Origin of the sequence: Stenotrophomonas sp. 22692, assembly GCF_052045015.1 — a bacterium.
Classification (GTDB): domain Bacteria; phylum Pseudomonadota; class Gammaproteobacteria; order Xanthomonadales; family Xanthomonadaceae; genus Stenotrophomonas; species Stenotrophomonas geniculata.
This window is the reverse complement of sequence record NZ_JBQEMR010000001.1, coordinates 480,065-504,754: the sequence shown is the minus strand read 5'-3', so window position 1 is coordinate 504,754 and position 24,690 is coordinate 480,065. Positions and strand designations below refer to the sequence as shown.

Below are 24,690 nucleotides of genomic sequence, written 5' to 3'. Positions count from 1 at the left end.
TCAAACTTGAGCGTCGCACGCAGTCCTTTAGCGGTTCAGCTGTGCCAGCTGCTGCTGCAGTGCGGTGTTGCTCTGCTGCAGTTTGCCCATCAGGCTGTCCAGCGCCAGGAACTGCTTCTTGTAGCGTTCCTCGACGTTCTTCATGCGGACATCCAGGTCCTTGCGTCGCTTGTCGATGTTGTCCAGCGTGGTGTTCAGGCCCTTGGTACGGGCGACGAAGGCGCCCTCCTTGCCCGTGGTCGTACTGACGTAACCGTCGACCATCGTGTAGAGCTTGCCGGCGCCGCCGGTATCACCGGTGATCGCCGAGCGGATCTTCTCCGGCTGGCTGGCAAGCGCCGCTGCGAACTTGGTCGCGTCCAGCACCAGGCTACCGTCGGCATTGGGATAGCCACGGGTCTGCAGGCCGAGCTTCTTCGGATCCAATCCATCCGCGGACAGGTCCTTCAGTACAGCGCCCATCATCGAACGCAGCTGACTGGATGCGCCGCGCATCTGCGCATCGCCGGTCAGCGTCGCCGCTTCCTTGGTCTTGGCGTCGTACTTGGTCTCGGTATTGATGGCGGCGATCGCATCGTTGTAGGCCTTGACGAAGTCCTGCATCACCTTGGTGGCTGCAGTGGTGTCGGTACTGATCACGACCGTGCTCTTGCCCTTGACCTTTAGGTTCAGGGTCAGGCCTGGTACGGCATCGGTCACGGTGTTGCTGTCGCTGATTACCGTGACGCCATCAATGGTCAGCTCGGCATCCGCTGCCGCGGTGTTCTCCTGAAGGCTGCCAACCAGTGCGCTCAACTTCGGGTCGCTGCCGCCGTATTCGAGTTTGATCGCATTGGCGGCGCCGGTCTTCTCCTGGGCGATCGACAGGTACTGGTTGTCGCCCGAAGCGATCAGGGTCGCCTGCACGCCTTCCTTGCGGCCTGCGGCGTCGATCTTGTTGCGCACGGTGGTGAGCGTGTCGCCGGCCTCCACCTCGACCTTCATCGTCTTTGCCTTGTCGCCCACACCAACGGTCAGCGTCAAGGTTCCGGCGCCGAAGGTGTCGGTCTTGGGCACCGAGGCGTTGGCAATCAGCTTGTGTGCCGTGGCGAGGGATTTCACCTCCACCTGGTGCGTGCCGTTGGCGGCTGCCGCCTTGGTCAAACCCTGGTCGTACAGTGCCACCGATGCCGACAGCACGTCGTCGGCATTGTTAGGTCCGGCCTTGCCGGTGGCGGTTACTGTGCGGGTGTCGAAGGCTGTCGTGGCCTTCAGTGCGGTCAATGCGGTCTTCAGCTTGTCAAAGGCCGAGGTGACGGTGCCGATTGACGACAGCTGCATCTTGGCCTTGGACTGCTGCAGGTTCAGCGCGTTGTCGGCGGGCTTGCGGTCGGCCGCCACCAGCTGGCTGACGATGTCTGAAATGTTCAGGCCCGAGCCGATGCCACCGTATCCAAAGCTTGCCATGTGATTCTCCTGGTATCGGGCCTGGCCGCTAGGCGCTGGCCCGTCGTCAACGAAAATAGCGGCCTGCGCCGCTGGGTCTTGAGGACTTCGTTGATGCACGTGCCGTGCCAGTCGTCTGGCGCAGGTTCTGGCACGCAGGTTGCAGGAGGGATGGGGCAGGGGGCGGGTAGGTTCACCGCAGGCTGCCGGGAGTCTGCAAAAAGCCCTCCCCCAATGCAGGGGAGGGATCAGGCTACTGACAATCGGGGGGAGACGAAGCCGCCCGGTACGTACAGTCAAAGGTACAGCGCTGAAAGAGAGGTCCGCAGGAGCGGGCGATGCCAAGCCGGTTCGGGAGTGATCCCGGGCCGGGCATGGCCCGCGCCTTCGTGCACCGTGACTTCCGGGTTGCTGCTACCGTCGGGACTAACCGACGGTAGCAGCACCTTCTTGCCGTGGATCAGCGCAGCAGGCTGAGCACGCCCTGCGGCACCTGGTTGGCCTGGGCCAGCATGGCCGTACCGGCCTGCTGCAGGATCTGGGTGCGGGTCAGTTCGGCGGTTTCCTTGGCGAAATCGGTATCCTTAATGCGGCTACGCGAGGCCGACAGGTTTTCCGTCGAGGTCTGCAGATTGGCGACGACCGAGGTGAAGCGGTTCTGGATCGCGCCGAGGTCGGCGCGGGTGCTGTTGATCGCACCCAGGGCCTTGTCGACCACTTCCATCGCCTGCTGTGCGCCGGTGACGGTGCTGATATCAACGTCGGCCAGGACCTTCGCAGCCGGGGCGGTAGCAGTGCCAGCGATCGCGCTGGTGGTGAAGTTGCCGCCGGTGGTTACCGCAGCCTTGATTGCGCTGAACTTGCCATCGCTGTCTACGCTTTCCTTGACCGAGGTCAGGGTGATGGAATCAGCCGTCGCCGGAGTGGCGGTAGGATCGCCAGCCTTCAATTCTGCATAGATGCCGGTTTCACCGATCTTTGCGTTGATCGCTGACACCATCGCGGTATTGGCGGCGGCAAGGTCCTTGGCTGCGTCGCCGGTGGCGGTGAACTTCACGTCGCCGATGGCAATACCACCCGCCGGGATGCTGCCACCAGTGAGGGTGGGGCCCTTGATGGTGGCTTCTGCACCAGCTGTCGTTGCAGTGCCGGCGGTCAGGGTCAGCGAAGCGCTGTCGAAGGTCGTGGCGCCGATCGAGTTGGACTTTGCGTCCACCACCTTGTCGATGGCGATGGCTTGACCTGCATTTGCGCCAACCTGGAACAGTTGGCTGGAGAACGAACCGTCCAGCAGCTTGGTGCCATTGAACTCAGACTGCTTGGCGACACGGTCGATTTCGCTGACCAACTGGGTCACTTCGGCCTGCAGCGCCTTGCGGTCGCTGGCGGAGTTGGTGGCGTTGGACGACTGCACCGAAAGTTCGCGGATGCGCTGCAGGTTGTTGCCGATCTCCGTCAGAGAGCCTTCGGCGACCTGGGCCAGCGAAATGCCGTCGTTGGCATTGCGGATGGCGACGTCGGTACCGCGGATCTGGGTGCCGAAGCGCTCGGAGATCGCCAGGCCAGCGGCATCGTCCTTGGCGCTGTTGATGCGTGAACCGGAGGACAGGCGCTGGATGGTGGTGGCCAGCGAGCTGCCGCTGGTGCTCAGGTTGCGCTGAGCATTCAACGACATCGTATTGGTGTTGATGACTTGTGCCATGGTGCTTTTCCTTTGGCGAAGGTGGAACGTGTTTCAGGAACCGGGCGGCAGCTCAGCCGCCGCCCGGCGGTCGATCAAGGTGCAGATCAGCGCAGCAGGCTGAGCACGCCCTGCGGCACCTGGTTGGCCTGGGCCAGCATGGCCGTACCGGCCTGCTGCAGGATCTGCGTGCGGGTCAGCTCGGCGGTTTCCTTGGCGAAATCGGTATCCTTGATGCGGCTACGCGAGGCTGACAGGTTTTCCGTCGAGGTTTGCAGGTTGGCGACGACCGAGGTGAAGCGGTTCTGGATCGCACCGAGGTCAGCGCGGGTGCTGTTGATTGCGCCCAGTGCTTCGTCGACCATCGACATTGCCTTCTGAGCACCGGCGACGGTGCTGATATCAAGATCGGCAATGTTCTTGCTTTCGGTGGTTACGGCGGCGATCGTATTGGTCGCTGCGGCGGTGCCCCAGTCGCCTGCAGTGTCGTCCCATGCCTTGACTGACAGAGCGACGGTGCCCGCGACAGTCGTATCCGGAGTAGCGGTCGAGGCGATCAGCGCGCCACCGTTCTTCACCTGATGCAGCGTCAGCTCACTGGCATCGGTATTGAGCTCGGCCATGATGCCGGTTTCGCCGAGCTTGGCGTTGATCGCCGACGCCAATGCCTTGTTCTTATCTGCCGCCGATGTACTAGCGGCGAACTCGACATTGTCGATCTTGATGGCATGCACCTTGTCATCTGCTCCGACGACGCTGATGGTGCCGCCGATCTGGGTGCGTGCAGTGGTGTTGGCTGCCGCATTCGCGAGCTTGGCACTCTGGAACGTGGCCGGGCCGAGGTTCGCAGTCGTTGCATCGACGACCTTGTCGATGGCGATGGCCTGACCTGCGTTGGCGCCAACCTGGAACAGCTGGCTGGAGAACGAGCCGTCCAGCAGCTTGGTGCCATTGAACTCGGACTGCTTGGCCACGCGGTCGATTTCGCTGACTAGCTGGGTCACTTCGGCCTGCAGGGCCTTGCGGTCACTGGCGGAGTTGGTGGCGTTAGCCGACTGCACCGACAGTTCGCGGATACGCTGCAGGTTGTTGCCAATCTCGGTCAACGAACCTTCGGCGACCTGGGCCAGCGAGATCCCGTCGTTGGCATTGCGGATGGCGACGTCGGTACCGCGGATCTGCGTGCCGAAGCGCTCGGAGATCGCCAGGCCAGCGGCGTCGTCCTTGGCGCTGTTGATGCGCGAACCGGAGGACAGGCGCTGGATGGTGGTGGCCAGCGAGCTGCCGCTGGTGCTCAGGTTACGCTGAGCATTCAACGACATCGTGTTGGTGTTGATGACTTGTGCCATGAGGAGAGGTCCTTGAGCGGTTGCACGTGAGTTGGGTTAGACGCCCCCGACGTGCCCCGGGGGCGGCTCATGTCAGCGCTGCAACAGGCTGAGCACGTTCTGCGGTACCTGGTTGGCCTGGGCCAGCATGGCCGTACCGGCCTGCTGCAGGATCTGGGTGCGGGTCAGTTCGGCGGTTTCCTTGGCGAAGTCGGTATCGCGGATGCGGCTGCGCGAGGCGGACAGGTTCTCCGAGGAGGTCTGCAGGTTGGCCACCACCGAGGTGAAGCGGTTCTGGATCGCGCCGAGGTCGGCGCGCACGCTGTTGACTGATTCCAGAGCCTTGTCGACGATTGAGAGCGCCTGCTGGGCACCCGCGACCGTGTCAATCTTGATGTCGGCGACATGGACCGGGCTGGCTGCGGGGCCAACCGTGTTCATTGCAACCGGGGTCGTGGCCGGAGCCACCGGCGGCTTGGTCACAGTGATGTCAGTCGCGTTTCCATCCGCCTTGACGGCGGTGAGCGCGACCTCGCCCGGAATGACTGCGCCATTGGCTGCAGTGGCTACTGTAGCGTGCAACCCGGTTTCGCCCAGCTTGTTGTTGATGGCTGCGGCGACGGCCTTGGCCGCGCGCTCCATGTTGGCGTTGTCGACGGCCGGCTCCGGGGTGCCGGCCACAGCGCGGGGGGTATAGTCGAACTTGATCTCGCCCAGGGATACATTGCCGACCTTCAGGCCGCTCAGCGTACCCTTTGCATCTTCCACATCGGTTGCAGTGAAGGCGATCTTGCCGGCATCGAGGAAGCTTGCTGCCCCCAGCGATTCAGCCTTTGCATCCACCACGCTGTTGATCGCAATGGCCTGGCCCGCATTGGCGCCGACCTGGAACAGCTGGCTGGTGAACGAGCCGTCCAGCAGCTTGGTGCCGTTGAAGTCGCTCTGCTTGGCGACGCGGTCGATTTCGCTGACCAGCTGGGTCACTTCGGCCTGCAGGGCCTTGCGGTCGCTGCTGGAATTGGTGGCGTTGGAGGCCTGCACGGCCAGTTCGCGGATGCGCTGCAGGTTGTTGCCGACTTCGCTCAGCGAGCCTTCGGCGACCTGGGCCAGCGAGATACCGTCGTTGGCATTGCGGATGGCCACGTCCAGGCCGCGGATCTGGGTGCTGAAGCGCTCCGAGATCGCCAGACCGGCGGCGTCGTCCTTCGCGCTGTTGATGCGCAGGCCGGACGAGAGGCGCTGGATGGTGGTGGCCAGCGAGTTGCCGCTGGTGCTCAGGTTACGCTGAGCGTTGAGCGACATCGTATTGGTGTTGATTACCTGTGCCATGGGGTCGTCTCCTCTTATATGGAACCCGTTGGTGAATGAAACGAAGCGCCGCCTGTTTTTTGTGTGGCTGTGTGCTTCGTTGTTGCCAAATGAATAACGGCGCTTTGTCAACAACCTTTAGCCGTGAATTCCGCTGAAGCCGTAATTCGTTGCCGGAGGCTGTTTTCCCGGGGTTTTCCAGCCCTGGAGGGGCGTGAAGGCGACCCCGGAAGGGGCGGCTGGGCAAGCCCAGCCAGCGCTGATGAAGGTATCGGCGGGGGCCAGCCGGGCTTGATGGGCAATCACGGAAAATCCGCGGAAGGTAGGCCGGCGCGCCCGGCGGCAACGGGCCGCGGAAACGAAAAAGGCCGCGATGCAGGGCATCGCGGCCTTTCAGGGCTGAGGTGGAAGAGCTGTCAGCCGATCTTGTTGAACAACGACATCGACTGCATCTGCGAGAAGATCGTCTGTGCCGCCTGCAGCGCGGTGCTCTGCAGCTGGTACTGGCTCAGGGCATCGGCATAGTCCAGGTCGCGCATCTGCGACAGCGTGGTCTTCAGGGTCACACTGTTGGCCTCTCGCATGTCGGCGGCATTGTCCAGCGCCTTCAGCTGCGCACCGCCGGCCGCACGCGAGTCGATCATCCGCTCCGACGCCCGTGCCACGTCGCGTAACGCGCTCTGCAACTCGTTCTGCTGTGCGCTCATCTTCGCGGTGGTGCCGGTGTCGGCGTCAAGCGCGGTGATCAGCTTGTCCATGGTGTCGAAGATGTCGCGGCTGCTCGCCGGCTTCACGTTGAAGCTGTCGCCTGCGGCAGGCGCACCGGTGATCTGCAGGCGTACGCCGTTCACTTCCAGATCATCACCGGCCTTGTAGGTGCCGGTGCCGGTCACATTGCCGGCACCATCCAGCACTTCGTACTGGTTGGCGGCGGTGAAGCGGACGCTGAAGCTCTGGCTGTTCCAGCTGTCGCTGCCATCGCGGGTGATGTTGGTCAGCACGCCGTTGCCGGTGTTGCCGGCGGCGGCACCGCCATCGACGAAGCCATCGCCGGTGGGGATGCGCATGAAGATCTCGCTGCCGGGCAGGGCATCGCGGACGTAGGTATCGGGGCCGACCTCGATCTGGCGCTGGGTCTGGTCACCGCGGTAGACCACCTTGCCGTTGATCTTGGCGAACGGAGGATCACCATCGTTGGTGCCGCCGAACACATAGCGACCGGTGCCGTCCTCGGCGTTGGCCAGCGACAGCAGGCCGTCGCGGATCTGGTTCAGCTCGGTAATCAGTGTCTTCTTGTCGGCCGCGCTCAACGCGGGGTTGCTGGCCTGGATGGTCAGGTCGTTGACCCGCCCCATCAGATCGTTGACCTGTGCCAGCGTGTTTTCCTGCACACCCAGCCGGTTCTGCACGTTGCCGGCGTTGAGCTTCATGCGGTCCAGTGCGGCCAGGCTGCGGTCCAGTCCGACCGCAGCGCCGGCGCCGACCGGATCGTCCTTGGCGGTGACGATCTTGCTGCCGGTGGCGATCTGCTGCTCCAGGTGGCTGAGCTTGGCCTGCTTGGCCATCATCAGCGACACCGACTGGTTGTACATCATGCTGGTGGAGATGCGGCTGCTCATCGGCGGACGGCTCCCAGGATGGTCTGGAACATGCTGTCAGCGGTGGAGATCAGCTGCGAGGCCGCCTGGTAGGCCTGCTGCAGACGCAGCATGTCGGCGGCTTCCTCGTCCAGGTTGACGCCGGACACTTCATCGCGCGCTTCCTGCGCCTTGTCGTTGATCACCAGCTGGGCGTCCAGCGAGTACTCGGCCGAACGGGCCGCGGCGCCCACCTGGGTGGTCAGGCCGCCCAGCGCGCCGTTCAACGTCACCGTGCCGGCGTTGAAGGCCTTGGCGCTCTCGACCTTGGCCAGCTTGGCGGCATTGCTGTTGTCAGAGGACCCGGCCGGGGTCGGGGTGATGTTGAAGGTGTCGCCGACCTTCGGAGCGCCGTCCAGCACGAAGCTCCAACCATTGGCACTGATGGTCTGGCCGGGGGTGTAGGTCTGCGGCGGGCCACCGTCGATGGTGTAGGTGGTGGCCGAGGTGAACACGATGGCGGCCGGATTGCGCAGGTTGGCGTTGGTCGAATCGCTGACGGTGACCCCGCTGAGCTTGCCGGTGCCGGTGTTGGAGGTCGCGGCCGCGCCCTTCACCGCAGCGGCAGCGGCGATGCGCGAGGGATCGGTGATCGCCACTTCCATGCTGCCGGCCACACCTGCGGTGGGCTGCAGCAGGAACCGATCGTTGGCGGCCGGGGTGCCGCCGACCACCATTTTGACGCCGTTGATCACCAGGGGATCGGCAGCGGTGCCAGTGCCGGTCAGTGGAACACTGGCGCCGGTGTCGGCGCGGCTGGCCTTCCAGTTGGTGCCGTCGAACTGCAGCACCACGTTCTGTGCATCCAGCTTGCCGAGGTCGTCATAGGTGGCGCTCAGGCTCGCGGTGCCGGTGTTGGCGTTGTTGGCGGTAACGCGCGGGTTGCCGATGTTGAAGAAATCGCCGCCCATCTTGCCGTACAGGTCAACACCCTGGTGGTGGGCCTGGTTGAAGGTCTCGGCCAGGCCCACGGCCAGCTTGCCCAGTTCGGCCTGGGCCGGGGTCAGCACGGTGTCGCGGAACTCCATCAGGCCACCGACCTGGCCACCGACGGCCTTCGGATCGAGGCGGATGGTGTTGCCCTGGGTTTCCAGGGCCAGCTGCAGGCGTTCGGGCTGGTAAGGGTCGGCCACGGTGGTGACCTTGGTCGCCGTGGTGCCCACAACCAGCGCGTTGCCGCCGGCGGTGTAGACATTCATGATGCCGCCGTCCTGGATCACCGCCGTGCCACCGGTGTAGCCGATCAGCTGGGTGATCAGCTGATCACGGCGGTCGAGCAGGTCGGGTGCGGCCGTGGCGATGTTGGTGCCGATGGCGCCGTTGATCTGCGCGATCTCCTGCGCCAGTCGGTTGATCTCGGTGGCACCGGCCAGCAGGCCGTTGTTGACCTCGCTGTTGAGGTTGTTCAGGTGGGTGTTGAGCTGCACGAAGCGGTTGGCCAGGGCCTTGCCGCCGTCGAGCATGTTCTGGCGATCGGCGGTGCCGGAGGCATTGGAGGACAGGCCGCTGACCGAATCGAAGAAGTTCGACCAGACGCCGGAGACGTTGGTGGCGGGATCGGATACCAGCGCGTTGACGCGGTCGGCCATGCTGGAAAGCTGCTTCAGGCGCGCCAGTTCACCGCTGCTGTCGAGCAGCCGCGAGATCGCCAGCTGGTCGGCGGTGCGGCGGATGTCGGTGATACGGGTGCCGTTGCCGACCGTGCCATAGCCGTAGTTCTGCGGATCGGCGGTGGCGAAGTTGACCTTCTGCCGGCTGTAGCCGGGTGTATTGAGGTTGGCCACGTTGTGGCTGGTGGTCGCCAACGCACGCTGGAAGGCGAGCAGGGCACCGGTACCGGTGGAAAGTACGCTGGACATGGGGTTCCTCAACGACGAGTGATACCCAGCGCCGCGGTTGCGGTGCTGGCGAAGGTCTGGCCAAGGCGCGAGCCGGCATCGGCGACGGCGCTGACGGCGCGCTCGATGGTCGGTCCGCCGGCGATCGCGGCGATCTTGGCCGCATAGCGCGGATCGGTGGCATAGCCGGCGCGCTGCAGGCCGCGGGCGAAGCCCTGCACGTCGGTGCCGGCCTGCAGGGCCTGCTGGTAACGCGGGCTGGTCTTCAGCAGGCGCACGTAGTCGGCGAAGCTCTCGGCCGGCGAGCTGTAGGCGCGGAAGCTGGCGGTCTCGTTGCGGCGCACGCCATCGACATATTCGTGGGTGCCGGCCGTGGCGCGCTGGCCGTTCCAGCCATTGGCCTTGATGCCGAACAGGTTGTGCGAAGTGCTGCCGTCGGCATGCTTGATGTGGCGCTTGCCCCAGCCGGTCTCCAGCGCCGCCTGGGCGACCAGGGCGCGGGCATCCACGCCCAGCTCCTTGGCCGCACTCTGCGCGTGCTGCCAGATGCTGGCGACGAAGCCTTCCGGGGTGTGCTCGCCCAGCTGGGCGACGGCGGTGCGGGTAGCCATCGCATCGGCCGGGCTGATCGTGGTGCCGCGGTTGCTGGCGGTAGCCGACCACTGGTCGCTGCTGGCGGCCCAGTCCTCGCCCTGCAGGCTGCCGATGTACGGATCCTCGGTGCCCAGCGAGCGGTGCATGCTGCTGCTCTCACGGCCGGCAATCAGGTCCAGGGCCTGCTCCATCGGCGCGACAGCCGCCTGTGCACCCTGCTGTCCACCGGCGGCCATCTGCTGCAGCAGGCGCACGGCCTGGCTGCCATCTTCCAATGGCAGCGACGGTGCCGGCTTGGCCGGTGCATTGAGCTGGTAAGCACGGCTGGCCTTGGCCGGGTCCACGCGGGTATCCAGCGCCGGACCCTCGGCGGCCTGCCCGGACAGCTGCCGGCTGATCATGCCCGACAAGCCCAGGCCCTTGCCGCGGGTCATCGCCTCGGCAATCTTCTGGTCGTACATGTCGCGGAACATCTTGTTTTCGCCGGGGAAAAGCGAGTCGCCGAAGCTGGCGTCACGCATGCTCTTGACCAGCATCTGCGCGAACTGGCCTTCCAGTTGGCGCGCGACCTTGTCGATCTTGGCCGGATCGTTCTGTTGCGCCGGGTGCAGATCGAATGCGGGATTGATGCGCATATCAGATCACCTCGAGCTCGGCACTCAGGGCGCCGGCCTGCTTCAGGGCTTCCAGGATCGCGATGAGATCGCCCGGTGCCGCGCCTACCGCGTTCACCGCGTGCACGATCTCGTCCAGGGTGGTGCCGCCGCTGAACTTGAACATGCGGCTGCCGTCGTTGGTGGCAGTGATGGTCGACTGCGGGCTGGCCACGGTGCGGCCGCCGGACAGCGCATTGGGCTGGCTGACGTTGGTGTTCTCCTGGATGGTCACGGTCAGCGAACCATGCGAGATCGCAGCCGGTCCCACGCGCACCTGCTGGCCGATGACCACGGTGCCGGTGCGCGAATTGACCACCACCTTGGCCGGGGCGCTGCCGGGGGTCAGTTCCAGGTTCTCGATGCGCGCCAGCAGGCCGATGCGTGCGCCCGGATCGGTCGGCGCGGTGACCGCCACGGTCACGCCGTCGACCGCACGCGCGGCACCTTCGCCAAAGGCGTTGTTGAGCGCGGCGACCATGCGCGAGACCGTGGTGAAGTCGTTGTTGTGCAGGTTCAGGGTGATGTCGCCGCCATTGGCCAGCGGATCGGGCAGGGCACGTTCCACGGTTGCACCGTTGGGAATGCGGCCGACGCTGGGCACGTTCACCGAGACACGGGAACCATCCTTGCCCTGCGCACCAAAGCCGCCGACGATCAGGTTGCCCTGGGCGATCGCGTAGATCTGGCCGTCGGCACCGCGCAACGGCGCCATCAGCAGCGAACCGCCGCGCAGCGACACCGCGTTGCCGATGGAAGACACGGTGATGTCGATCGGCTGGCCCGGCTTGGCGAACGGCGGCAGTTCGGCGTGGATCGCCACGGCGGCCACGTTCTTCAGCTGCGGGTTGACGTTCGGCGGCACGTTTACGCCCAGCTCGCCAAGCAAGTTTTTCAGGCTCTGCACGGTGAAGGGGGCCTGGCTGGTGCGGTCGCCGCTGCCATCCAGGCCGACCACTAGGCCATAGCCCACCAGCGCGTTGCCGCGAACGCCGCCGACCTGGGCCAGGTCCTTGATGCGCTCGGCACTGGCGGGCGCCGTCACGGCCAGCAGCATCAGCGCGGCGAACGACGCCACGCGGCGCTGCCAGGAGGAAGTGAGAAAGAGTTTCATGGCCATACTCAGAACGGCGTCAGGCCGGAGTTGAAGAAGCGGCTCAGCCAGCCCATCGCGTTGGACTGCGCGACCGGGCCGCGGCCGCCATAGACGATGCGGGCCTCGGCCACGCGGCTGGACGGAATGGTGTTGTCCTGGCTGATGTCGCCCGGGCGGACGATGCCCTGCACCTGCACCAGTTCATCGCCCTGGTTCAGCCGCAGGTTCTTCTGCCCCTGTACCACCAGGTTGCCGTTGGGCAGGCGTTGGACCACGGTGACCGTGACGCTGCCCTGCAGGCGGTTGCTCTGCGCGCTGTTGCCCTTGCCGGTGAAGTCACGCGCGCCCTTGGCCGTGGCACTCAGGATGTCCTTACCGCCGAGGGTGACCGGCGCGCCGAGAATGGACGGCGTGCCCAGGCTCAGGTTCGATTCCTTGTTGGTTGCGGTATTCGCACTGGTTTGCGCGGTGGTGTTTTCCAGCAGGGTGATGGTCAGCAGGTCGCCAACATCGCGTGCGCGGCGGTCCGAATACAGCTGCATGGTCGGGCCGGCGGCATAGATGGCACCCGCGGTCGGCTGGGCCTGCGGCGGCATGATCGGCTGGATCGGCGCCATCGTCGGGTAGGGACGCACGTCGCCGGCGATCACGCAGCCACCGAGCAGGGCGGCCACGGCGCAGGCGAGGGCAGTGCGGGCGAAGTTGGAAATGGGCGACATGGCGGTTTCCCGGTTTGGCCGGTCAGAGCTTGTTGTTGAGGTAGCCGAGCATCGAATCGGTGGTGGAGATCGCCTTGGCGTTCATTTCGTAGGCGCGCTGGGTTTCGATCATCGACACCAGCTCTTCCACCACGTTGACGTTGCTGCCTTCCAGCGCGCCCTGCACCACGGTGCCGAGGCCGTTGAGCCCGGGGTTGCCGTTCTGTGCCGGACCGGAAGCGGTGGTCTCCAGGAACAGGTTCTCGCCGCGAGCCTGCAGGCCGGCCGGATTGACGAAGTCGGTCAGGGTCAGCGCACCCACTTCCACCGACGCCGCACCGTCGGCCATCTTCACGCTGATGGTGCCGTCGGTACCGATGGTCACCGACTGCGCGCCTTCGGGAATCTGGATGCCAGGCTGCACCGGGTAGCCGCTGTTGGTGACCAGTTCGCTGTCCTGGTTGATCTTGAACGAGCCATCACGGGTGTAGGCCGAGCTGCCATCAGGCATCTGAACTTCGAAGAAGCCGCGGCCGTTGACCATCACGTCCAGGGCGCGGCCGGTCTGCTGCTGGCCGCCCTGTTCAAAATTCTTGGCGGTGGCGACCACGCGCACGCCGGTGCCGAGCTGCAGGCCGGTCGGCAACTGGGTCTGCGCCGACGAAGAGCCGCCGGGCTGGCGCACCTGCTGGTACAGCAGGTCTTCAAAACTGGCACGGTCCTGCTTGAAGCCGGTGGTGTTGGTGTTGGCGAGGTTGTTGGAAACCACCGACATGCGCATCTGCTGCGCATCCAGTCCGGTTTTCGCGATCCACAATGCCTGGTTCATCTTTGGTGTCCTGTCTGGTGAAGCCGGCCGCGTGGTGCGGCCCTTGAATGCGGGTGTGCAAGCGGTGTGCCAGCGCCGGCATCAGCCGGCGCCGGAATTCCGTCAGCTGCCCAGGCGCAGCATGCTGTTGGCGCTGCGCGCGTTCTCGTCGCCGTGCTTGATCACCTGCACCTGCATTTCGTACTGGCGCTGCAGCTGGATCATCTGCACCAGCGCGCCAGCGGCGTCCACGTTGCTGCCTTCCAGCTGGCCGCTGTGCACGGCCGTGCCCTGTGCCGGTGCGAACGGCTGGCGTGGGTCGGTGTTGCGGAACAGGCCATCCAAGCCACGCTCCAGGCGTTCATCCGGTGCCTGCACCACTTTGATGCGACCGATCTGTGCCATGGTCTGCGGGCCTTCGCCCTGCGGGATGATCGAGAGCGTGCCGTCGGCACCGATCTCCATCGCCTGGTAGGGCGGAATGGCGATCGGGTTGTTGTTGTCATCCAGTACCGGACGGCCGCTGGAGGTCACCAGCTGGCCGTTCGGCGTCACCGACAACGCCGCGCCGCGCGTGTAGGCCTCGCTGCCGTCACTGGACTGCACGGCCAGCCAGGTGCCGGTCTGCAGGGACAGATCCAGCGGCTTGCCGGTGATGTGCTGCGAACCGGGCGTGCGGTTGAACCCGGCGTCGACATGCAGCGCATCCACCCGCGAGGCAAAGCCCGGGCCACGGATCGGGAAGGCTTCGGTGTTGGCCAGCGCTTCCTTGAAGCCGGGGGTGTCGGAGTTGGCGAGGTTGTGGCTGAGCGTGCCCTGCGCCTGCAGGGAGGCGCGGGCACCGGTCATCGCCACGTAAAGGGCTTTATCCATGCGGGGAGTTCCGTGACAGGGTCAGCGCGTCATCAACGGATGTTGATGACGGTCTGGGTGATCTGGTCCTGGGTGGTGATCATCTGCGCGTTGGCCTGGAAGTTGCGCTGCGCGGTGATCATGTTGACCAGCTGCTCGGTGAGGTCGACGGTGGACGCTTCCAGCGAGCCGGCCTGGATCTTGCCGAGGTTGGAGGTGTCCGGCATGCCGGTGCGCGGCGTACCCGACTCGAACGTCTCCACCCACAGGTTGTTGCCCTTCTGCTCCAGCCCCTGCGTGTTGTTGAACGTGGTCAGTGCGACCTGGCCGAGGGGCTTGTCGTCACCGTTGGAATAGCGGGCATAGACCACGCCGGTTTCCGACACGGTGATCTCGTTGAGCTTGCCGGCGGCGTAGCCGTCCTGCTGGGTGTTGCGCAGAGCGAACTTCTCTCCGTACTGGGTCGAGCCGCTGATATCCAGCGTCATGTTGAGCTGACCGGCGCCGGTGGTCGGGGTGAACGTGCCGAGACTGACCTTGCCGTTGGCCGGAGTGGTCAGCTTGCCGCTGTTATCGAAGGCGACCGCGGTCGGGGTGCCGGCCGGTTGGCCGTCCACGTAGTTGTGCACGGTCCACTCGTTTGGATTGGCGCCCTTCACGAAGTACGAGACCTGGATATGGCTGACGCCCAGCGAGTCGTACACGGTGATGCCACCGCTGGAATGGTTGTAGCTGTTGGAGTCGGTCGGATCGAAATTTGCGACCGTCGGCTGCTTGGCGTTGGCCGGCAGGGTGAAGCCGACCTTCACTTCGCTGGTCTGCTTCGGCGGGCTGTCGGTGGTCAGCAGCTGCAGGTCGACCAGACGGCCTGCATCGAAGTTGGTGCCATCGGCATTCGGCGCGAACACCTGCAGGCGCGCGCCCTGCGGGTTGATCACGTAACCGGCGGAATCGGTCTGGAAGTTGCCCGCACGCGAGTACACGCGGCTGCCGTTCATGTTCATGGTGAAGAAGCCTTCACCGGAAATGGCCATATCCAGGCTGCGACCGGTCTGTTCGTTGTGGCCCTGCTTGAACTGCTGGGCAACGTTGGAGACGCGCACACCGGAACCGACCGCGTTCTTCGACAGGCCGTAGCCGGTGGCCGAGAACAGGTCGGCGAACTCGGCGCGCGATTCCTTGAAGCCGGTGGTATTGACGTTGGCGACGTTGTTGGCAGTGACGCTCAGGTCGGAATTGGCGGCATTGATGCCGGACAGCGAGACATTGAAGCCCATGGGATGCTCCTGGTTGATGCGGAATGTGCGGCTCAGCTGACGCGGAGCACGTAGTCGATCGGGGCCGTGCCCAGGCCCTTGAGGTTCAGGTACAGGCCGTCGGAACCGACGGTCACGCTCTCCACCGGTGCCTGTACGTAGGTGGACAGCTTGGTGCTCTTGCCGGCGGTGTCGACGTGGTTGGCGACGACCGAGTACTTGCCCGGTTCCATGCGCTTGCCGTTCGCATCCTTGCCGTCCCACTGGAAGGCGGTTTCGCCGGCGGCTTTGGCCTCCACGCTCAGCGACGTGACCTTGGCGCCGTTGGCGTCAGTGATGTCCACGGTGATGATGCCGGCCGACGGCGCAGCCACCGTGCCTTCGACGCTGCCTTCCTTCTCAAGCACCAGCTTTTCCGAAGGCACCAGCACCTGGTGGCCGACCAGTGCCGCACCACGCAGCACCTGGTCGCTGGCCATCGATTCCTGGAAGCCCTTCACCGTCTTGTTCAGATCGGTGATGCCCTGCACGGTGGACATCTGCGCCATCTGCGCGACCATCTGCGTGTTGTCCATCGGCTTCAGCGGATCCTGGTGCTGCAGCTGCTCGGTCATCAGGCGCAGGAAGTCGGCCTGGTCCAGCGTGTTCTTCTTTTTCGTAGCGTTGCTGTTCGGGGCGTTCAGGCCCAGCGCGGAATAGACGTCCTGGCTGGTCTGGTTGTTGACGGCGGTGGTCATGGCGGTATCCGGTGCTGCGGGGCTCAGCGGCCCATGGTCAGGGTGGCCAGGGCCAGTTCCTTGGCGGTGGTCAACATCTCCACGCCGGCCTGGTAATTGCGCGAGGTCGAGATCAGGTTGACCATCTGCGCCACCGGATCGACGTCGGGCTGGTAGATGTAGCCATCGCCGTCGGCCAGCGGGTGGCCCGGCTCATAGCGCTTGATCGGCGCGGCCTCGCTCTGGGTGATCTCCTTGACCTTCACCGACGTGATGTTCGGATCGTTCTTGCTGGTCACGGCCTGGAAGATCGGCTCCAGCGGCTTGTACACGGCGTCGGCGGAACCGGCGACGGTGTCGGCGTTGGAGAGGTTGGAGGCGATGGTGCTCATGCGCACCGACTGCGCCTGCAGCGCGGAGCCGGCGATATCGAAGATCGGCAGGTTGCTCATGGCTTATTGCCCCGTGATCGCGGTCAGCATGGAACGCACCTTGCTCTCGACGAAGCTGAGCGAAGCGCGGTATTCGAGTGCGGCGCGGCCATAGGCGGCACGCTCGGCATCGGGATCGACGGTGTTGCCGTCCAGGCTGGGCTGTACGCCGTCGCGCGCGATCTGGAACGGATTCAGGCCACTACTGATCTCGTAGTGCTGCTCGTGGGTGGTGGCCATCAGGCCATTGGCATCCTGTCCCTGGGCGTGGCGCAGGGCGGCATCGAAGTCCAGGTCCTGGGCCTTGTAGCCGGGCGTGTCGGCATTGCCGAGGTTGCTGGCGATCAGCTTCATCCGCTGTTCGCGCAACGGCATGGCCTGGGCGTGGACGCCCAGGTAGTCGGTAATCAGGTTGCGCACGGTGCACTCCCACGGGAACGTTGCCCGGGAAGCTGCAAGGGGTGTGCCAAAGCACGCGCGACATCGCGTCCGCCGGACATGGCCCTGCTCTAACCCGGGGTTCGGGGAGTTTGTGGTAGCGCCGGGCCATGCCCGGCGGAGACCCGTGACGCGGCCCTACGCCGCCATCGCGACCTTGCGCAGGCGGTCCAGCACGAAGTCAGCCAGTTCGTGAGGCGAGTATTTGGCGACGAAGGCGTTGGCGCCGACGCGCTCGACCATCGCATTGTTGAATACGCCCGACAGCGAGGTGTGCAGCAGCACGTACAGGCCGGCCAGGCCCGGATGGCGCCGGATTTCCGTCGTCAGCGTATAGCCGTCCATGGCCGGCATCTCGATGTCCGAGATGACCATGGCGTAGCGCTCGGCCGGGTTCTCGCCGGAGGCATGGATCTGAAGCAGGTGGTCCAGTGCCTGCTTGCCATCGGAAAGCAGGGTGGCGCCCACCCCCAGCTGGTCCAGCACGCTGCGGATCTGCTGGCGGGCTACGCGCGAGTCGTCCACCACCAGCACCTGCAGCTGCGGGCCGTCGGCCGGCATTGCCATGGTCGGGTCCAGCACCGCTTCGCCACGGACCTGGGCGATGTCGGCCAGTACGCTTTCCACGTCGATCACCTGGATCAGCTCGCCCTGGAAGCGGGTCACCGCGGTCAGGTAGCTCGATTCGGCGCCCAGTTCCGGCGGGGGGTGGATGTCTTCCACCGCGATGTTGACGATGCGCTCGACGCCGCTGACCAGGAAGCCCTGGATCGAACGGTTGAATTCGGTGACGACCAGATAGCCGGGCGAGGTGTCCGCATCGGGCTCGCGCTCGGGATGGCCGATTGCCAGCCCGAGGTCCAGCACCGGCACCGAACGGCCGCGCACGTCGGCCACGCCGGAGAACTGGCTGGGCAGCCCGGGCACCTGGAACAGCTCCGGGCGCCGCAGGACCTCCTGCACCTTGAAGACATTGACGCCAAAAAGCTGACGTCCGCCGAGACGGAACAGCAGCAGCGCCAGGCGATTGTGGCCGGCCAGTCGGGTCCGCTGGTCGATCCGGTTGAGCAGGTCATGGGACATGGCTGCTGTATCGGCGCCGCAGTGGCGGAACTTGAGGGCGCTCTGCCGCCCGCGTGGTCCGCACCGCAATTGTGGCGTCGCGCCATGTTCGACCGAGGCTCGACTCTACAAAACGCAGCTCTGCCCATCTGGCACACCCCTTGCACGCACCAGGGCCAGATCCCATCGACAGGAGGCGCCATGCGCCGGGTCACATCTCTCTTCGCCATCGCGTTGGCCTTGGCCTCGCCGTGGGCGGTTGCCGCCGACTGGCAGCCGGTGGCCAGCATTCGCGCCGCGGCGTTGTCGACGCTGCCGGCCGGCAGCGAGGGCGAGGCCCAGGTGGCCGATGCGCTGCGCCTGCCCAGGTGTGGTGGCGCGCTGCAGGTGCAGCCCACCGCCAACACCACGGTCGAAGTCAGCTGCCCGGATGCCGGTGGCTGGCGCCTGTTCGTGCCCGTAAAGGTGCGGCGCAACCAGACCGTGCTGGTGCTCAATCGTGGAATCGGCACTGGAGAAACCCTCACCGCCGCCGATATCACTACTGCCCAGCGTGACGCCGCCCGGATTGCCGGTGCAGTGCTGGCCGATCCCAACGCGGCGATCGGCCGCATCGCCCGCCGTCCGTTGCAGGCCGGAGCCCTGCTGTCGAACAACGATCTGGTGGTGCAGCGTCTCATCAAGAGGGGAGACAATGTGGCCCTGGTATCGCGTCGCGGCTCGGTCGAGGTCCGCATTGCCGGTCGCGCGATGGGCGATGCCGGTGAAAACGAACGGGTCTCGGTAGAGAACCTGTCCTCGCGGCGGATCGTGCAGGGCACGGTCGATGCCGCCGGTGACGTAATCGTGGCGCGTTGATTTACCGCAAAATATCCCTAAAGATCACGGCCCTGCGGCCGTTATCCCTTGTGAACGGCAACTCCAGGACACCCCATGAGCCAGAAAATCGACGGCAACCTGCAGGTCCCCCAGGCACTGCGCAGCGTGACGACCCCGGCCAACAAGCCCGGTGTCAGCACCGATGCGGCAGCACGTCCGGTCGAAGCGGCCGACAGCCTGCGCCTGACCGGCGAGGCCACCAATCTGCAGGCCATCGAGCGTGAGCTGACCACCGCCCCGGCGATCGACGCCCAGCGCGTGGCCGCCGTGCGCGAATCGCTGCAGAACGGCACCTACAAGATCAATCCGGACGCGATCGCATCGCGCATGCTCGAGCTGGACCAGCAGCTGCACGGATGACCGGGGCGATGAGCGAGCCGCTGCAGCGCCTTGCCCAGGCCCTGGACGTTGAACGCCAGGCCCTGGTCGAGCACGACGTGCACGCCCTGATCCGGGCTACCGGAGCCAAGCTGGAAGCGCTGCGTGCGCTGGAAGGCGCGCCGCCGGTGGGCGAGGGCGAACAGCTGCAGGAACTGGCCGAGCGCAACCGCGCCAACGGCGTACTGCTGTCGCGCCGCCGCCGCGAGGTCAACTGGGCATTGCGCCAGCTCGGCCGCACCGAAGATGCCTCTGCCTACGATGCCAAGGGCCAGGCGCACACCGTCACTGCGCGCCGTCCACTCGCCGTCGCCTGACGCGACGGCGGTCGCACAACCCATTCCCGCGGGCTGAAGCCCGCTGCGTGACCGCGTATATTGGGCGCCTGTTCGAATGCCCCGAGTCGCCGTGTCCGCTGCCAACGCCCTGGTTACCGCCCCCCTTCCGCCACAGCCGGTGCTGCAGGCCCTGCTTGAGCGCCTGCGCGAAGGGCTGCTGCTGTTCACTGAAGACGGGCAGGTGGCCCTGGCCAATCCGGCCGCGCAGAACCTGCTGGCCAGTGGTGAGGGCGGCGGTCTGCCACCGCCGCAGCGTCTGCGCGAGCTGTTGCCGCCCGATGCGTTGGAACAGGCGCGCCAGCACGGCCACTGGAATGGCAGCCTGCCGCTGGGCGAGGGTGTGGTCATCGCCCACCTCTATCACCACGGCCCGGTCGGCCAGGGGCACTTCCTGGCCCTGTTCCGCCACATCGAAGGGCAGGAAGACTACGAACGCGAACTGCAGCAGCGCCACGCCGAGCTGCGCCAGGCCTACCTGCGTCTGAACGGCACCCAGGAGAAGCTGCTGCAGTCGGAAAAGATGGCTTCGATCGGCCAGCTTGCTGCCGGCGTCGCGCACGAGATCAATAACCCGATCGGCTACGTGCACTCCAACCTGGGCAGCCTGCAGGAGTACCTGCGCAGCCTGTTCACCGTGATCGAAGCCTACGAACGCGCATTGCGTGCGCCGGACCCGAAGGCGCTGATCCCGGAAATCGACGATATCCGTGACCGCCTGGACATCGATTTCATCAGCCGCGACCTGCCGCAGCTGATGGCCGAGTCGCGCGAAGGCATCGAGCGGGTGACGCGTATCGTGCGTGACCTGAAGGACTTCTCGTATTCCGGCCGCGACGAGTCGTGGAAGCTGGTCGACCTGCATGCAGGCCTGGAATCGACCATCAACATCATCTGGAACGAGCTGAAGTACAAGGTCACCCTGGTGCGGGAGTTCGGCCAGCTACCGCTGGTGGAATGCCTGCCGTCGGAGTTGAACCAGGTCTACATGAACCTGCTGCTCAACGCCGGCCATGCCATCGCCGAGCGCGGCACGATCACGGTGCGCACCGGCGTTGATGGCGATCACGTGTGGGTCGAATTTGAAGACACCGGCGGTGGCATCTCGCCGGAACTGCGCCAGCGCATCTTCGATCCGTTCTTCACCACCAAGCCGGTGGGCAGTGGCACCGGCCTGGGCCTGTCGATTTCCTACAGCATCATCAACAAGCACCATGGCCGCATCGACCTGGACAGCACCCCGGGCGTCGGCTCGCGCTTCCGCGTGGTACTGCCGGTGAAGCAGCCGCGCTGATCACTTCTGTAGAGTCGAGCCATGCTCGACTCTACATGTGGGTCACCGCAGCGGACGATCCTCACCACCATCTCCGTTCTCCACCGGCGCCGGACCGGCGTTGCTGCGGCGTTGCTCCTCATAGGTGCGGAACGCCTGGTGGATGTGCTTGCGCAGCTCGTCGTCGTTCCACGGCTTGGTCAGGAAGCGATAGATCGCACCGCGGTTGATCGCGTCGGTCACGGTGTTCAGATCGGTGTAACCGGACAGCACCAGGCGGATCGTGTCCGGGTACAGCATCTTCACCCGGCCCAGGAACTCGGTGCCGCTCATGTCACTCATGCGCTGGTCGGACAGGATCACCTGCACGTCGTTGATCGCCAGCAGGTCGAACGCATCGCGCACGTTGCCGGCCGCCAGGATGCGGTAGCCATCGCGACGGAACAGGCGCACCAGCGAGCGCAGCACGTTCTCCTCGTCGTCCAGCAACAGCAGCGTGCGGTCGGGACGGGTCTCGGCAAAGGCCTCCGGGCGCAGGTAGCGGCGGCGCAGGGTCATGCCGGCGGCATCGGCCGACATCGGTTCGCCGAACAGGTAGCCCTGGAACACGTCGCAGTCGTTGCGGCGCAGGAAGCCCAGCTGCGCCTGCGATTCCACGCCGTTGGCGATCACGGTCATGCCCAGCTGGTGGCCCATGGCGATGATCGCACGGGCGATGGCCGCTTCGCGGTTACCGGCCGGCGCACTCTTGATGAAGCTGCGGTCGATCTTCAGCTTGTCCACCGGGTAGCGCACCAGCGCACTCAGGCTGGAATCGCCGGTGCCGAAATTGTCCAGGCTCAGGCTGATGCCTTCGTTGCGCAGGTTGGCCAGCGTCTCGTGCACGAAGTTGACGTTGTTGGTCAGCGCGCTTTCGTTGATCTCCAGCGTCAGCATCTGCGCCGGCACGCCCGCCGCCTGGATCAGGCCCATGACTTCTGCGAAGAAGTTGGGCCGCAGCAACTGCAGGGTGGAGACGTTCACGGCGATGGTGAAGTCGTCGAAGCCCTGGTCGCGCCACAGGCGGGCCTGCTTCAGCGCGCCCTCCAGCACCCAGGTGCCGATCTGCACGATGATGCCCAGCCGTTCGGCGGTGCGCATGAAGCGCTCCGGCACCAGCATGCCCAGCGTCGGCGACTGCCAGCGCAGCAGCGCCTCCATGCCGACCACGTGGCCGTCGCGGGCGCTGACCAGCGGCTGGTAGCGAAGCTTCAGCTCGCCATTGGGGATCGCGTCGACGATCTGGCGCGCGATGATGCTCTCGCTGTGCGCGCTCGGCGGCGTGTCCACGGCGTGGATGCGCACCGCGTTGCCGCCTTCGCGGGCCGCCTGGTACAGCGCATCCTCGGCATGATCGAGCAGGCGTGAGGCGCTGCTTGCATGGTCCGGGCACAGGCTCACGCCCAGCTTGCCGGTCATGAACAACGTATACGGCAGCACCGACAGGGGCAGCTCCATCTGCTGCCGGATCTCCTCGGCAAAGTCCTCCGGCAGCGGCACGTCGGCCGTGCGTGGCACGGCGATCAGGAACTCATCGCTGCCGTGGCGCCACAGCTTGCCGCGCCCGCGCAGGTAGGACTGCAACCGCTGCGCCACCAGCGCCAGGGCCTGGTCACCCACCTCGGCGCTCATGTTTTCGTTGACCGAAGCGAAGTGGTCGATGTCGACATGCATCAGCATCAGTGCGGTGCCGCCCGAGGCCGCCTCGGCGACCATTACCTGCAGCTCGGGGTTGCCGGCGCCAAGGCGATCAGGCGCATCATCGATGCTGACCGGGGGCTGGTTGGGATTCCACATAGGCTCAGTATTCCGGTGACTCAACGGCGGCCATGCTGGCCGCCTGGTAGGGGAGGTGGACGTCGATCAGCGTGCCTTCGCCGTGCGCGGATTCGATCCGCACATGGCCACCGACGCTCTGCGCGCGCTCACGCATCACGATCAGGCCCAGCCCGCGCGGACCATCGGGGTCGAAACCCTCGCCATCGTCGCGGATCTGCAGGTGCAGGCCGCGCTGGCCGACATCGCGCAGCTGCAGCTGCACCTGGCTGGCACGGGCGTGGCGCAATACGTTGGTCAGGCTTTCCTGCGCGATACGGAAGCAGGCCTGCTCGATGCTGTTGTCGGGACGGTGCGGCAGGGGCTCGATCTCGGCCAGCAGTTCCACCGGCGACGAGCGGAACAGTACCCGTGCCTGCCAGCTCAAGGCTGCTTCCAGGCCCAGCGCGTCGAGCTGCGGCGGGCGCAGCAGGGTAGAGATGTCGCGCAGCTTGGCCACCGTGGTATCGGCCAGGCTGACGATCTGCGCCAGATCCTCGGCGCGGCGCTGCGGATCATCTTCGTCCTGTGCTGCGTAGGCGGACAACTTGATCGCCGTGATCGCCTGGCCGATGTCGTCGTGCAGATCGCGCGAGATCGCGCGGCGTTCATCCTCCTGCAGCGAGAACAGGCGGCCGGCCATCGCCTGCAGTTCACGGTTGCTGGTTTCCAACGCACTGCGGGTGCGCTCGGAATCGCTCAGGTCACGCACGATCAGCAGCTTGCAGTCGCGGCCGCCGTAGCGCACCTCGCCCACCGCCAGGCCGGCATGGAAGCTGCGCCCGTCTGCGCGCTGCATGACCACCACGCTGCTGTGGCCGGGGCCCAGATGGGGCTGGCCGGCACGCAGCTGGCTGCGCACGCGGGACAGATCGGCGTTGTCCACCAGTGCCGACAGCGGCTCGCCCAGCAGGGTGTGGCTGCCATAGCCGAACAGGCTGGCGGCCCAGGCATTGGCGTACAACACGTGTTCGTCGGAGAGGATCACCACGCCATCGGGCAGTACCCGTACCAGCTCGCGGAACTGCTCCTCGCGCTCGCGCAGCAGGCGTCGCGACTGCTCGCGCTCGGTCACGTCCTGCAGCGTGCCCAGCACGCGATTGCGGCCGGCCTCGTCGATGCCGCTGGCAGCACGCAGATGCACCATCAAGGCGCGGCCATCCATCGACAACAGCGGCAGCAGCACGTCCACGTGCACGGGATCGCCGGAGCAGAGTTCGGCCAGCAGCTGTTCGGTCTGGGTAGCGGTGGCCGGATCGGCCGGCACCAGCAGTTCGTCGAAGCGATGCCAGCGCCGGGCCTCGGGCGGGCGGCGACCCAGCAGGCGGTAGACCTGGTTGGAATAACGGCCGAGCCCGGTGGACGGGTCCAGCTCCCAGGCGCCGATGCGGGCCAGCTCGTGGGCTTCTTCCACCCGGGCCAGCGCCTGGTCGCGGCGCAGTTGCGCCAGATCCTCCGCAGTGCGGTCGATGGCAATCAACAAGCGGGCGTTGTGGCCGTCGTAGCTGATGGCGTTGGAGCGCAGCTCCATCTGCCGCAGCGAGCCGTCACGCAGCTGCAGCTGGGTACGCAGGATGCACAGTTCCTCTGGTGCCTCGCGGATCGCCTCCAGCTTGGTCTGCAGTGCCTGGTCCTGGCCTGGCGGCCACAACGCGTCGATGGTCTGCTCCAGCAGTTCGTCACGGTCCCAGCCGAAGGCGGTGCAGGCCGCCGGATTGGCATCGAGGATCGCCAGCGTATCGAGGTCATAGACCAGGATCGGGCCGGGGTTGCCTTCGAACATCTGCCGCAGGCGCAGCTCCGAGGCCTGCTGGCGTGCATGGGTGTGCAGCACGTGCTCGGCCAGCGGGCGCAGCAGCAGATACAGCAGGCCCGCGCTGGCAAGGGCGAAGAACGAGCCCTTCAGGCCCTGCCACAAGGCCGCCTGCTGCGGGTCAGGCACCAGTGCCTGCACCGCACTGTCGGTGGAGATCATCCAGGCCAGCGCCATCGCCAGGTAGCTCAGCACCACCCGGCGCCGGTCGCGGCTCAGCGCCTGCGCCATCCGCGGGTCGGGAACTGGGGCGTTGCCGGTCGGTTCTGCGGGCATGGACAGGGCGGAAGAAAGGGGCGCCGGCCATCTTACCGCGCAGGTGCGCCCAGACCACTCA

At 65.8% G+C, this 24,690-nt stretch carries 22 protein-coding genes; 4 read left to right on the top strand and 18 right to left on the bottom strand.

The window, feature by feature from the left end; genetic code table 11:
• Positions 1-27: 27 nt before the first annotated feature.
• The 16 genes from fliD to ACTJJM_RS02185 form a co-directional block, all read right to left on the bottom strand.
• Entirely contained in the window at positions 28-1,446 is a 1,419-nt protein-coding gene (gene fliD / locus ACTJJM_RS02260) for a flagellar filament capping protein FliD (RefSeq protein WP_010485908.1), read from the bottom strand.
• Positions 1,447-1,885: 439 nt separating this feature from the next.
• Positions 1,886-3,127 (bottom strand): flagellin, encoded by a 1,242-nt coding sequence (locus tag ACTJJM_RS02255; RefSeq protein WP_099560465.1) that lies wholly within the window; start codon positions 3,125-3,127, stop codon positions 1,886-1,888.
• Positions 3,128-3,213: 86 nt separating this feature from the next.
• On the bottom strand, positions 3,214-4,455 hold the full coding sequence (locus ACTJJM_RS02250) for a flagellin (protein WP_099560466.1): 1,242 nt from the start codon (positions 4,453-4,455) through the stop codon (positions 3,214-3,216).
• A gap of 72 nt (positions 4,456-4,527) precedes the next feature.
• A complete protein-coding gene (locus ACTJJM_RS02245) occupies positions 4,528-5,763 on the bottom strand; it encodes a flagellin (protein ID WP_071306153.1) in 1,236 nt (411 codons plus the stop codon).
• A 395-nt stretch (positions 5,764-6,158) separates the two neighbouring features.
• Positions 6,159-7,361: a flagellar hook-associated protein FlgL gene (gene flgL, locus ACTJJM_RS02240; RefSeq protein ID WP_197602229.1), complete on the bottom strand. Its 1,203-nt coding sequence runs from the start codon at positions 7,359-7,361 to the stop codon at positions 6,159-6,161.
• Entirely contained in the window at positions 7,358-9,238 is a 1,881-nt protein-coding gene (flgK, locus tag ACTJJM_RS02235) for a flagellar hook-associated protein FlgK (protein ID WP_049481300.1), read from the bottom strand. Before flgK ends, flgL begins: the two co-directional genes overlap by 4 nt.
• An 8-nt stretch (positions 9,239-9,246) precedes the next feature.
• Positions 9,247-10,446 (bottom strand): flagellar assembly peptidoglycan hydrolase FlgJ, encoded by a 1,200-nt coding sequence (gene flgJ / locus ACTJJM_RS02230; RefSeq protein ID WP_440865108.1) that lies wholly within the window; start codon positions 10,444-10,446, stop codon positions 9,247-9,249.
• Position 10,447: 1 nt separating this feature from the next.
• A complete protein-coding gene (locus tag ACTJJM_RS02225; RefSeq protein WP_202909906.1) occupies positions 10,448-11,578 on the bottom strand; it encodes a flagellar basal body P-ring protein FlgI in 1,131 nt (376 codons plus the stop codon).
• An 8-nt stretch (positions 11,579-11,586) separates the two neighbouring features.
• On the bottom strand, positions 11,587-12,279 hold the full coding sequence (gene flgH / locus ACTJJM_RS02220; RefSeq protein WP_019337417.1) for a flagellar basal body L-ring protein FlgH: 693 nt from the start codon (positions 12,277-12,279) through the stop codon (positions 11,587-11,589).
• A 22-nt stretch (positions 12,280-12,301) separates the two neighbouring features.
• Positions 12,302-13,087, bottom strand: coding sequence for a flagellar basal-body rod protein FlgG (gene flgG, locus ACTJJM_RS02215; RefSeq protein WP_005409571.1), 786 nt, complete (start codon positions 13,085-13,087; stop codon positions 12,302-12,304).
• Positions 13,088-13,189: 102 nt separating this feature from the next.
• Entirely contained in the window at positions 13,190-13,939 is a 750-nt protein-coding gene (locus ACTJJM_RS02210) for a flagellar basal body rod protein FlgF (RefSeq protein WP_019337418.1), read from the bottom strand.
• 32 nt (positions 13,940-13,971) lie between these two features.
• Positions 13,972-15,195 carry a flagellar hook protein FlgE gene (gene flgE / locus ACTJJM_RS02205; RefSeq protein ID WP_440865107.1) on the bottom strand — a complete coding sequence of 408 codons (1,224 nt, stop codon included), beginning with the start codon at positions 15,193-15,195 and terminating at the stop codon, positions 13,972-13,974.
• Between the two features lie 32 nt (positions 15,196-15,227).
• Positions 15,228-15,911: a flagellar hook assembly protein FlgD gene (locus tag ACTJJM_RS02200; protein WP_010485894.1), complete on the bottom strand. Its 684-nt coding sequence runs from the start codon at positions 15,909-15,911 to the stop codon at positions 15,228-15,230.
• A gap of 23 nt (positions 15,912-15,934) precedes the next feature.
• A complete protein-coding gene (gene flgC / locus ACTJJM_RS02195) occupies positions 15,935-16,342 on the bottom strand; it encodes a flagellar basal body rod protein FlgC (protein ID WP_010485892.1) in 408 nt (135 codons plus the stop codon).
• A gap of 3 nt (positions 16,343-16,345) precedes the next feature.
• Complete coding sequence (gene flgB / locus ACTJJM_RS02190; protein WP_071306148.1) at positions 16,346-16,741, bottom strand: flagellar basal body rod protein FlgB; 396 nt, start codon at positions 16,739-16,741, stop codon at positions 16,346-16,348.
• A 156-nt stretch (positions 16,742-16,897) separates the two neighbouring features.
• A complete protein-coding gene (locus ACTJJM_RS02185) occupies positions 16,898-17,842 on the bottom strand; it encodes a chemotaxis protein (RefSeq protein ID WP_010485887.1) in 945 nt (314 codons plus the stop codon).
• 180 nt (positions 17,843-18,022) lie between these two features.
• Here ACTJJM_RS02185 and flgA point away from each other — a divergent pair, with 180 nt between their 5' ends.
• The 4 genes from flgA to ACTJJM_RS02165 all read left to right on the top strand — a co-directional run bounded on the left by flgA (position 18,023) and on the right by ACTJJM_RS02165 (position 20,707).
• On the top strand, positions 18,023-18,679 hold the full coding sequence (gene flgA / locus ACTJJM_RS02180) for a flagellar basal body P-ring formation chaperone FlgA (RefSeq protein WP_010485884.1): 657 nt from the start codon (positions 18,023-18,025) through the stop codon (positions 18,677-18,679).
• A 75-nt stretch (positions 18,680-18,754) separates the two neighbouring features.
• Positions 18,755-19,060 carry a flagellar biosynthesis anti-sigma factor FlgM gene (gene flgM, locus ACTJJM_RS02175; protein WP_019337421.1) on the top strand — a complete coding sequence of 102 codons (306 nt, stop codon included), beginning with the start codon at positions 18,755-18,757 and terminating at the stop codon, positions 19,058-19,060.
• Complete coding sequence (locus tag ACTJJM_RS02170) at positions 19,057-19,395, top strand: flagellar protein FlgN (RefSeq protein WP_440865106.1); 339 nt, start codon at positions 19,057-19,059, stop codon at positions 19,393-19,395. Before flgM ends, ACTJJM_RS02170 begins: the two co-directional genes overlap by 4 nt.
• 91 nt (positions 19,396-19,486) lie before the next feature.
• Positions 19,487-20,707, top strand: coding sequence for an ATP-binding protein (locus ACTJJM_RS02165; RefSeq protein WP_019337422.1), 1,221 nt, complete (start codon positions 19,487-19,489; stop codon positions 20,705-20,707).
• A gap of 42 nt (positions 20,708-20,749) precedes the next feature.
• Here the strand turns inward: ACTJJM_RS02165 and ACTJJM_RS02160 are convergent, their stop codons facing one another.
• Both ACTJJM_RS02160 and ACTJJM_RS02155 read right to left on the bottom strand, forming a co-directional pair.
• Positions 20,750-22,522, bottom strand: coding sequence for an EAL domain-containing protein (locus ACTJJM_RS02160; protein ID WP_043395614.1), 1,773 nt, complete (start codon positions 22,520-22,522; stop codon positions 20,750-20,752).
• A gap of 4 nt (positions 22,523-22,526) precedes the next feature.
• Positions 22,527-24,629, bottom strand: coding sequence for a sensor histidine kinase (locus tag ACTJJM_RS02155; RefSeq protein WP_049481290.1), 2,103 nt, complete (start codon positions 24,627-24,629; stop codon positions 22,527-22,529).
• Between the last annotated feature and the right edge of the window lie 61 nt (positions 24,630-24,690).

Bases quoted from the DNA above. Each gene is read 5' to 3' on its own strand.
- ACTJJM_RS02255 (WP_099560465.1), bottom strand. From the start codon at position 3,127: ATGGCACAAGTCATCAACACCAATACGATGTCGTTGAATGCTCAGCGC.
- flgK (WP_049481300.1), bottom strand. From the start codon at position 9,238: ATGTCCAGCGTACTTTCCACCGGTACCGGTGCCCTGCTCGCCTTCCAG.
- flgG (WP_005409571.1), bottom strand. From the start codon at position 13,087: ATGAACCAGGCATTGTGGATCGCGAAAACCGGACTGGATGCGCAGCAG.
- flgH (WP_019337417.1), bottom strand. From the start codon at position 12,279: ATGTCGCCCATTTCCAACTTCGCCCGCACTGCCCTCGCCTGCGCCGTG.
- ACTJJM_RS02185 (WP_010485887.1), bottom strand. From the start codon at position 17,842: ATGTCCCATGACCTGCTCAACCGGATCGACCAGCGGACCCGACTGGCC.
- flgJ (WP_440865108.1), bottom strand. From the start codon at position 10,446: ATGCGCATCAATCCCGCATTCGATCTGCACCCGGCGCAACAGAACGAT.
- flgL (WP_197602229.1), bottom strand. From the start codon at position 7,361: ATGAGCAGCCGCATCTCCACCAGCATGATGTACAACCAGTCGGTGTCG.
- flgE (WP_440865107.1), bottom strand. From the start codon at position 15,195: ATGGGCTTCAATGTCTCGCTGTCCGGCATCAATGCCGCCAATTCCGAC.
- flgA (WP_010485884.1), top strand. From the start codon at position 18,023: ATGCGCCGGGTCACATCTCTCTTCGCCATCGCGTTGGCCTTGGCCTCG.
- ACTJJM_RS02155 (WP_049481290.1), bottom strand. From the start codon at position 24,629: ATGCCCGCAGAACCGACCGGCAACGCCCCAGTTCCCGACCCGCGGATG.
- ACTJJM_RS02250 (WP_099560466.1), bottom strand. From the start codon at position 4,455: ATGGCACAAGTCATCAACACCAACACGATGTCGTTGAATGCTCAGCGT.
- fliD (WP_010485908.1), bottom strand. From the start codon at position 1,446: ATGGCAAGCTTTGGATACGGTGGCATCGGCTCGGGCCTGAACATTTCA.
- ACTJJM_RS02170 (WP_440865106.1), top strand. From the start codon at position 19,057: ATGACCGGGGCGATGAGCGAGCCGCTGCAGCGCCTTGCCCAGGCCCTG.
- ACTJJM_RS02210 (WP_019337418.1), bottom strand. From the start codon at position 13,939: ATGGATAAAGCCCTTTACGTGGCGATGACCGGTGCCCGCGCCTCCCTG.
- flgM (WP_019337421.1), top strand. From the start codon at position 18,755: ATGAGCCAGAAAATCGACGGCAACCTGCAGGTCCCCCAGGCACTGCGC.
- flgC (WP_010485892.1), bottom strand. From the start codon at position 16,342: ATGAGCAACCTGCCGATCTTCGATATCGCCGGCTCCGCGCTGCAGGCG.
- ACTJJM_RS02200 (WP_010485894.1), bottom strand. From the start codon at position 15,911: ATGACCACCGCCGTCAACAACCAGACCAGCCAGGACGTCTATTCCGCG.
- ACTJJM_RS02160 (WP_043395614.1), bottom strand. From the start codon at position 22,522: ATGTGGAATCCCAACCAGCCCCCGGTCAGCATCGATGATGCGCCTGAT.
- ACTJJM_RS02245 (WP_071306153.1), bottom strand. From the start codon at position 5,763: ATGGCACAGGTAATCAACACCAATACGATGTCGCTCAACGCTCAGCGT.
- ACTJJM_RS02225 (WP_202909906.1), bottom strand. From the start codon at position 11,578: ATGAAACTCTTTCTCACTTCCTCCTGGCAGCGCCGCGTGGCGTCGTTC.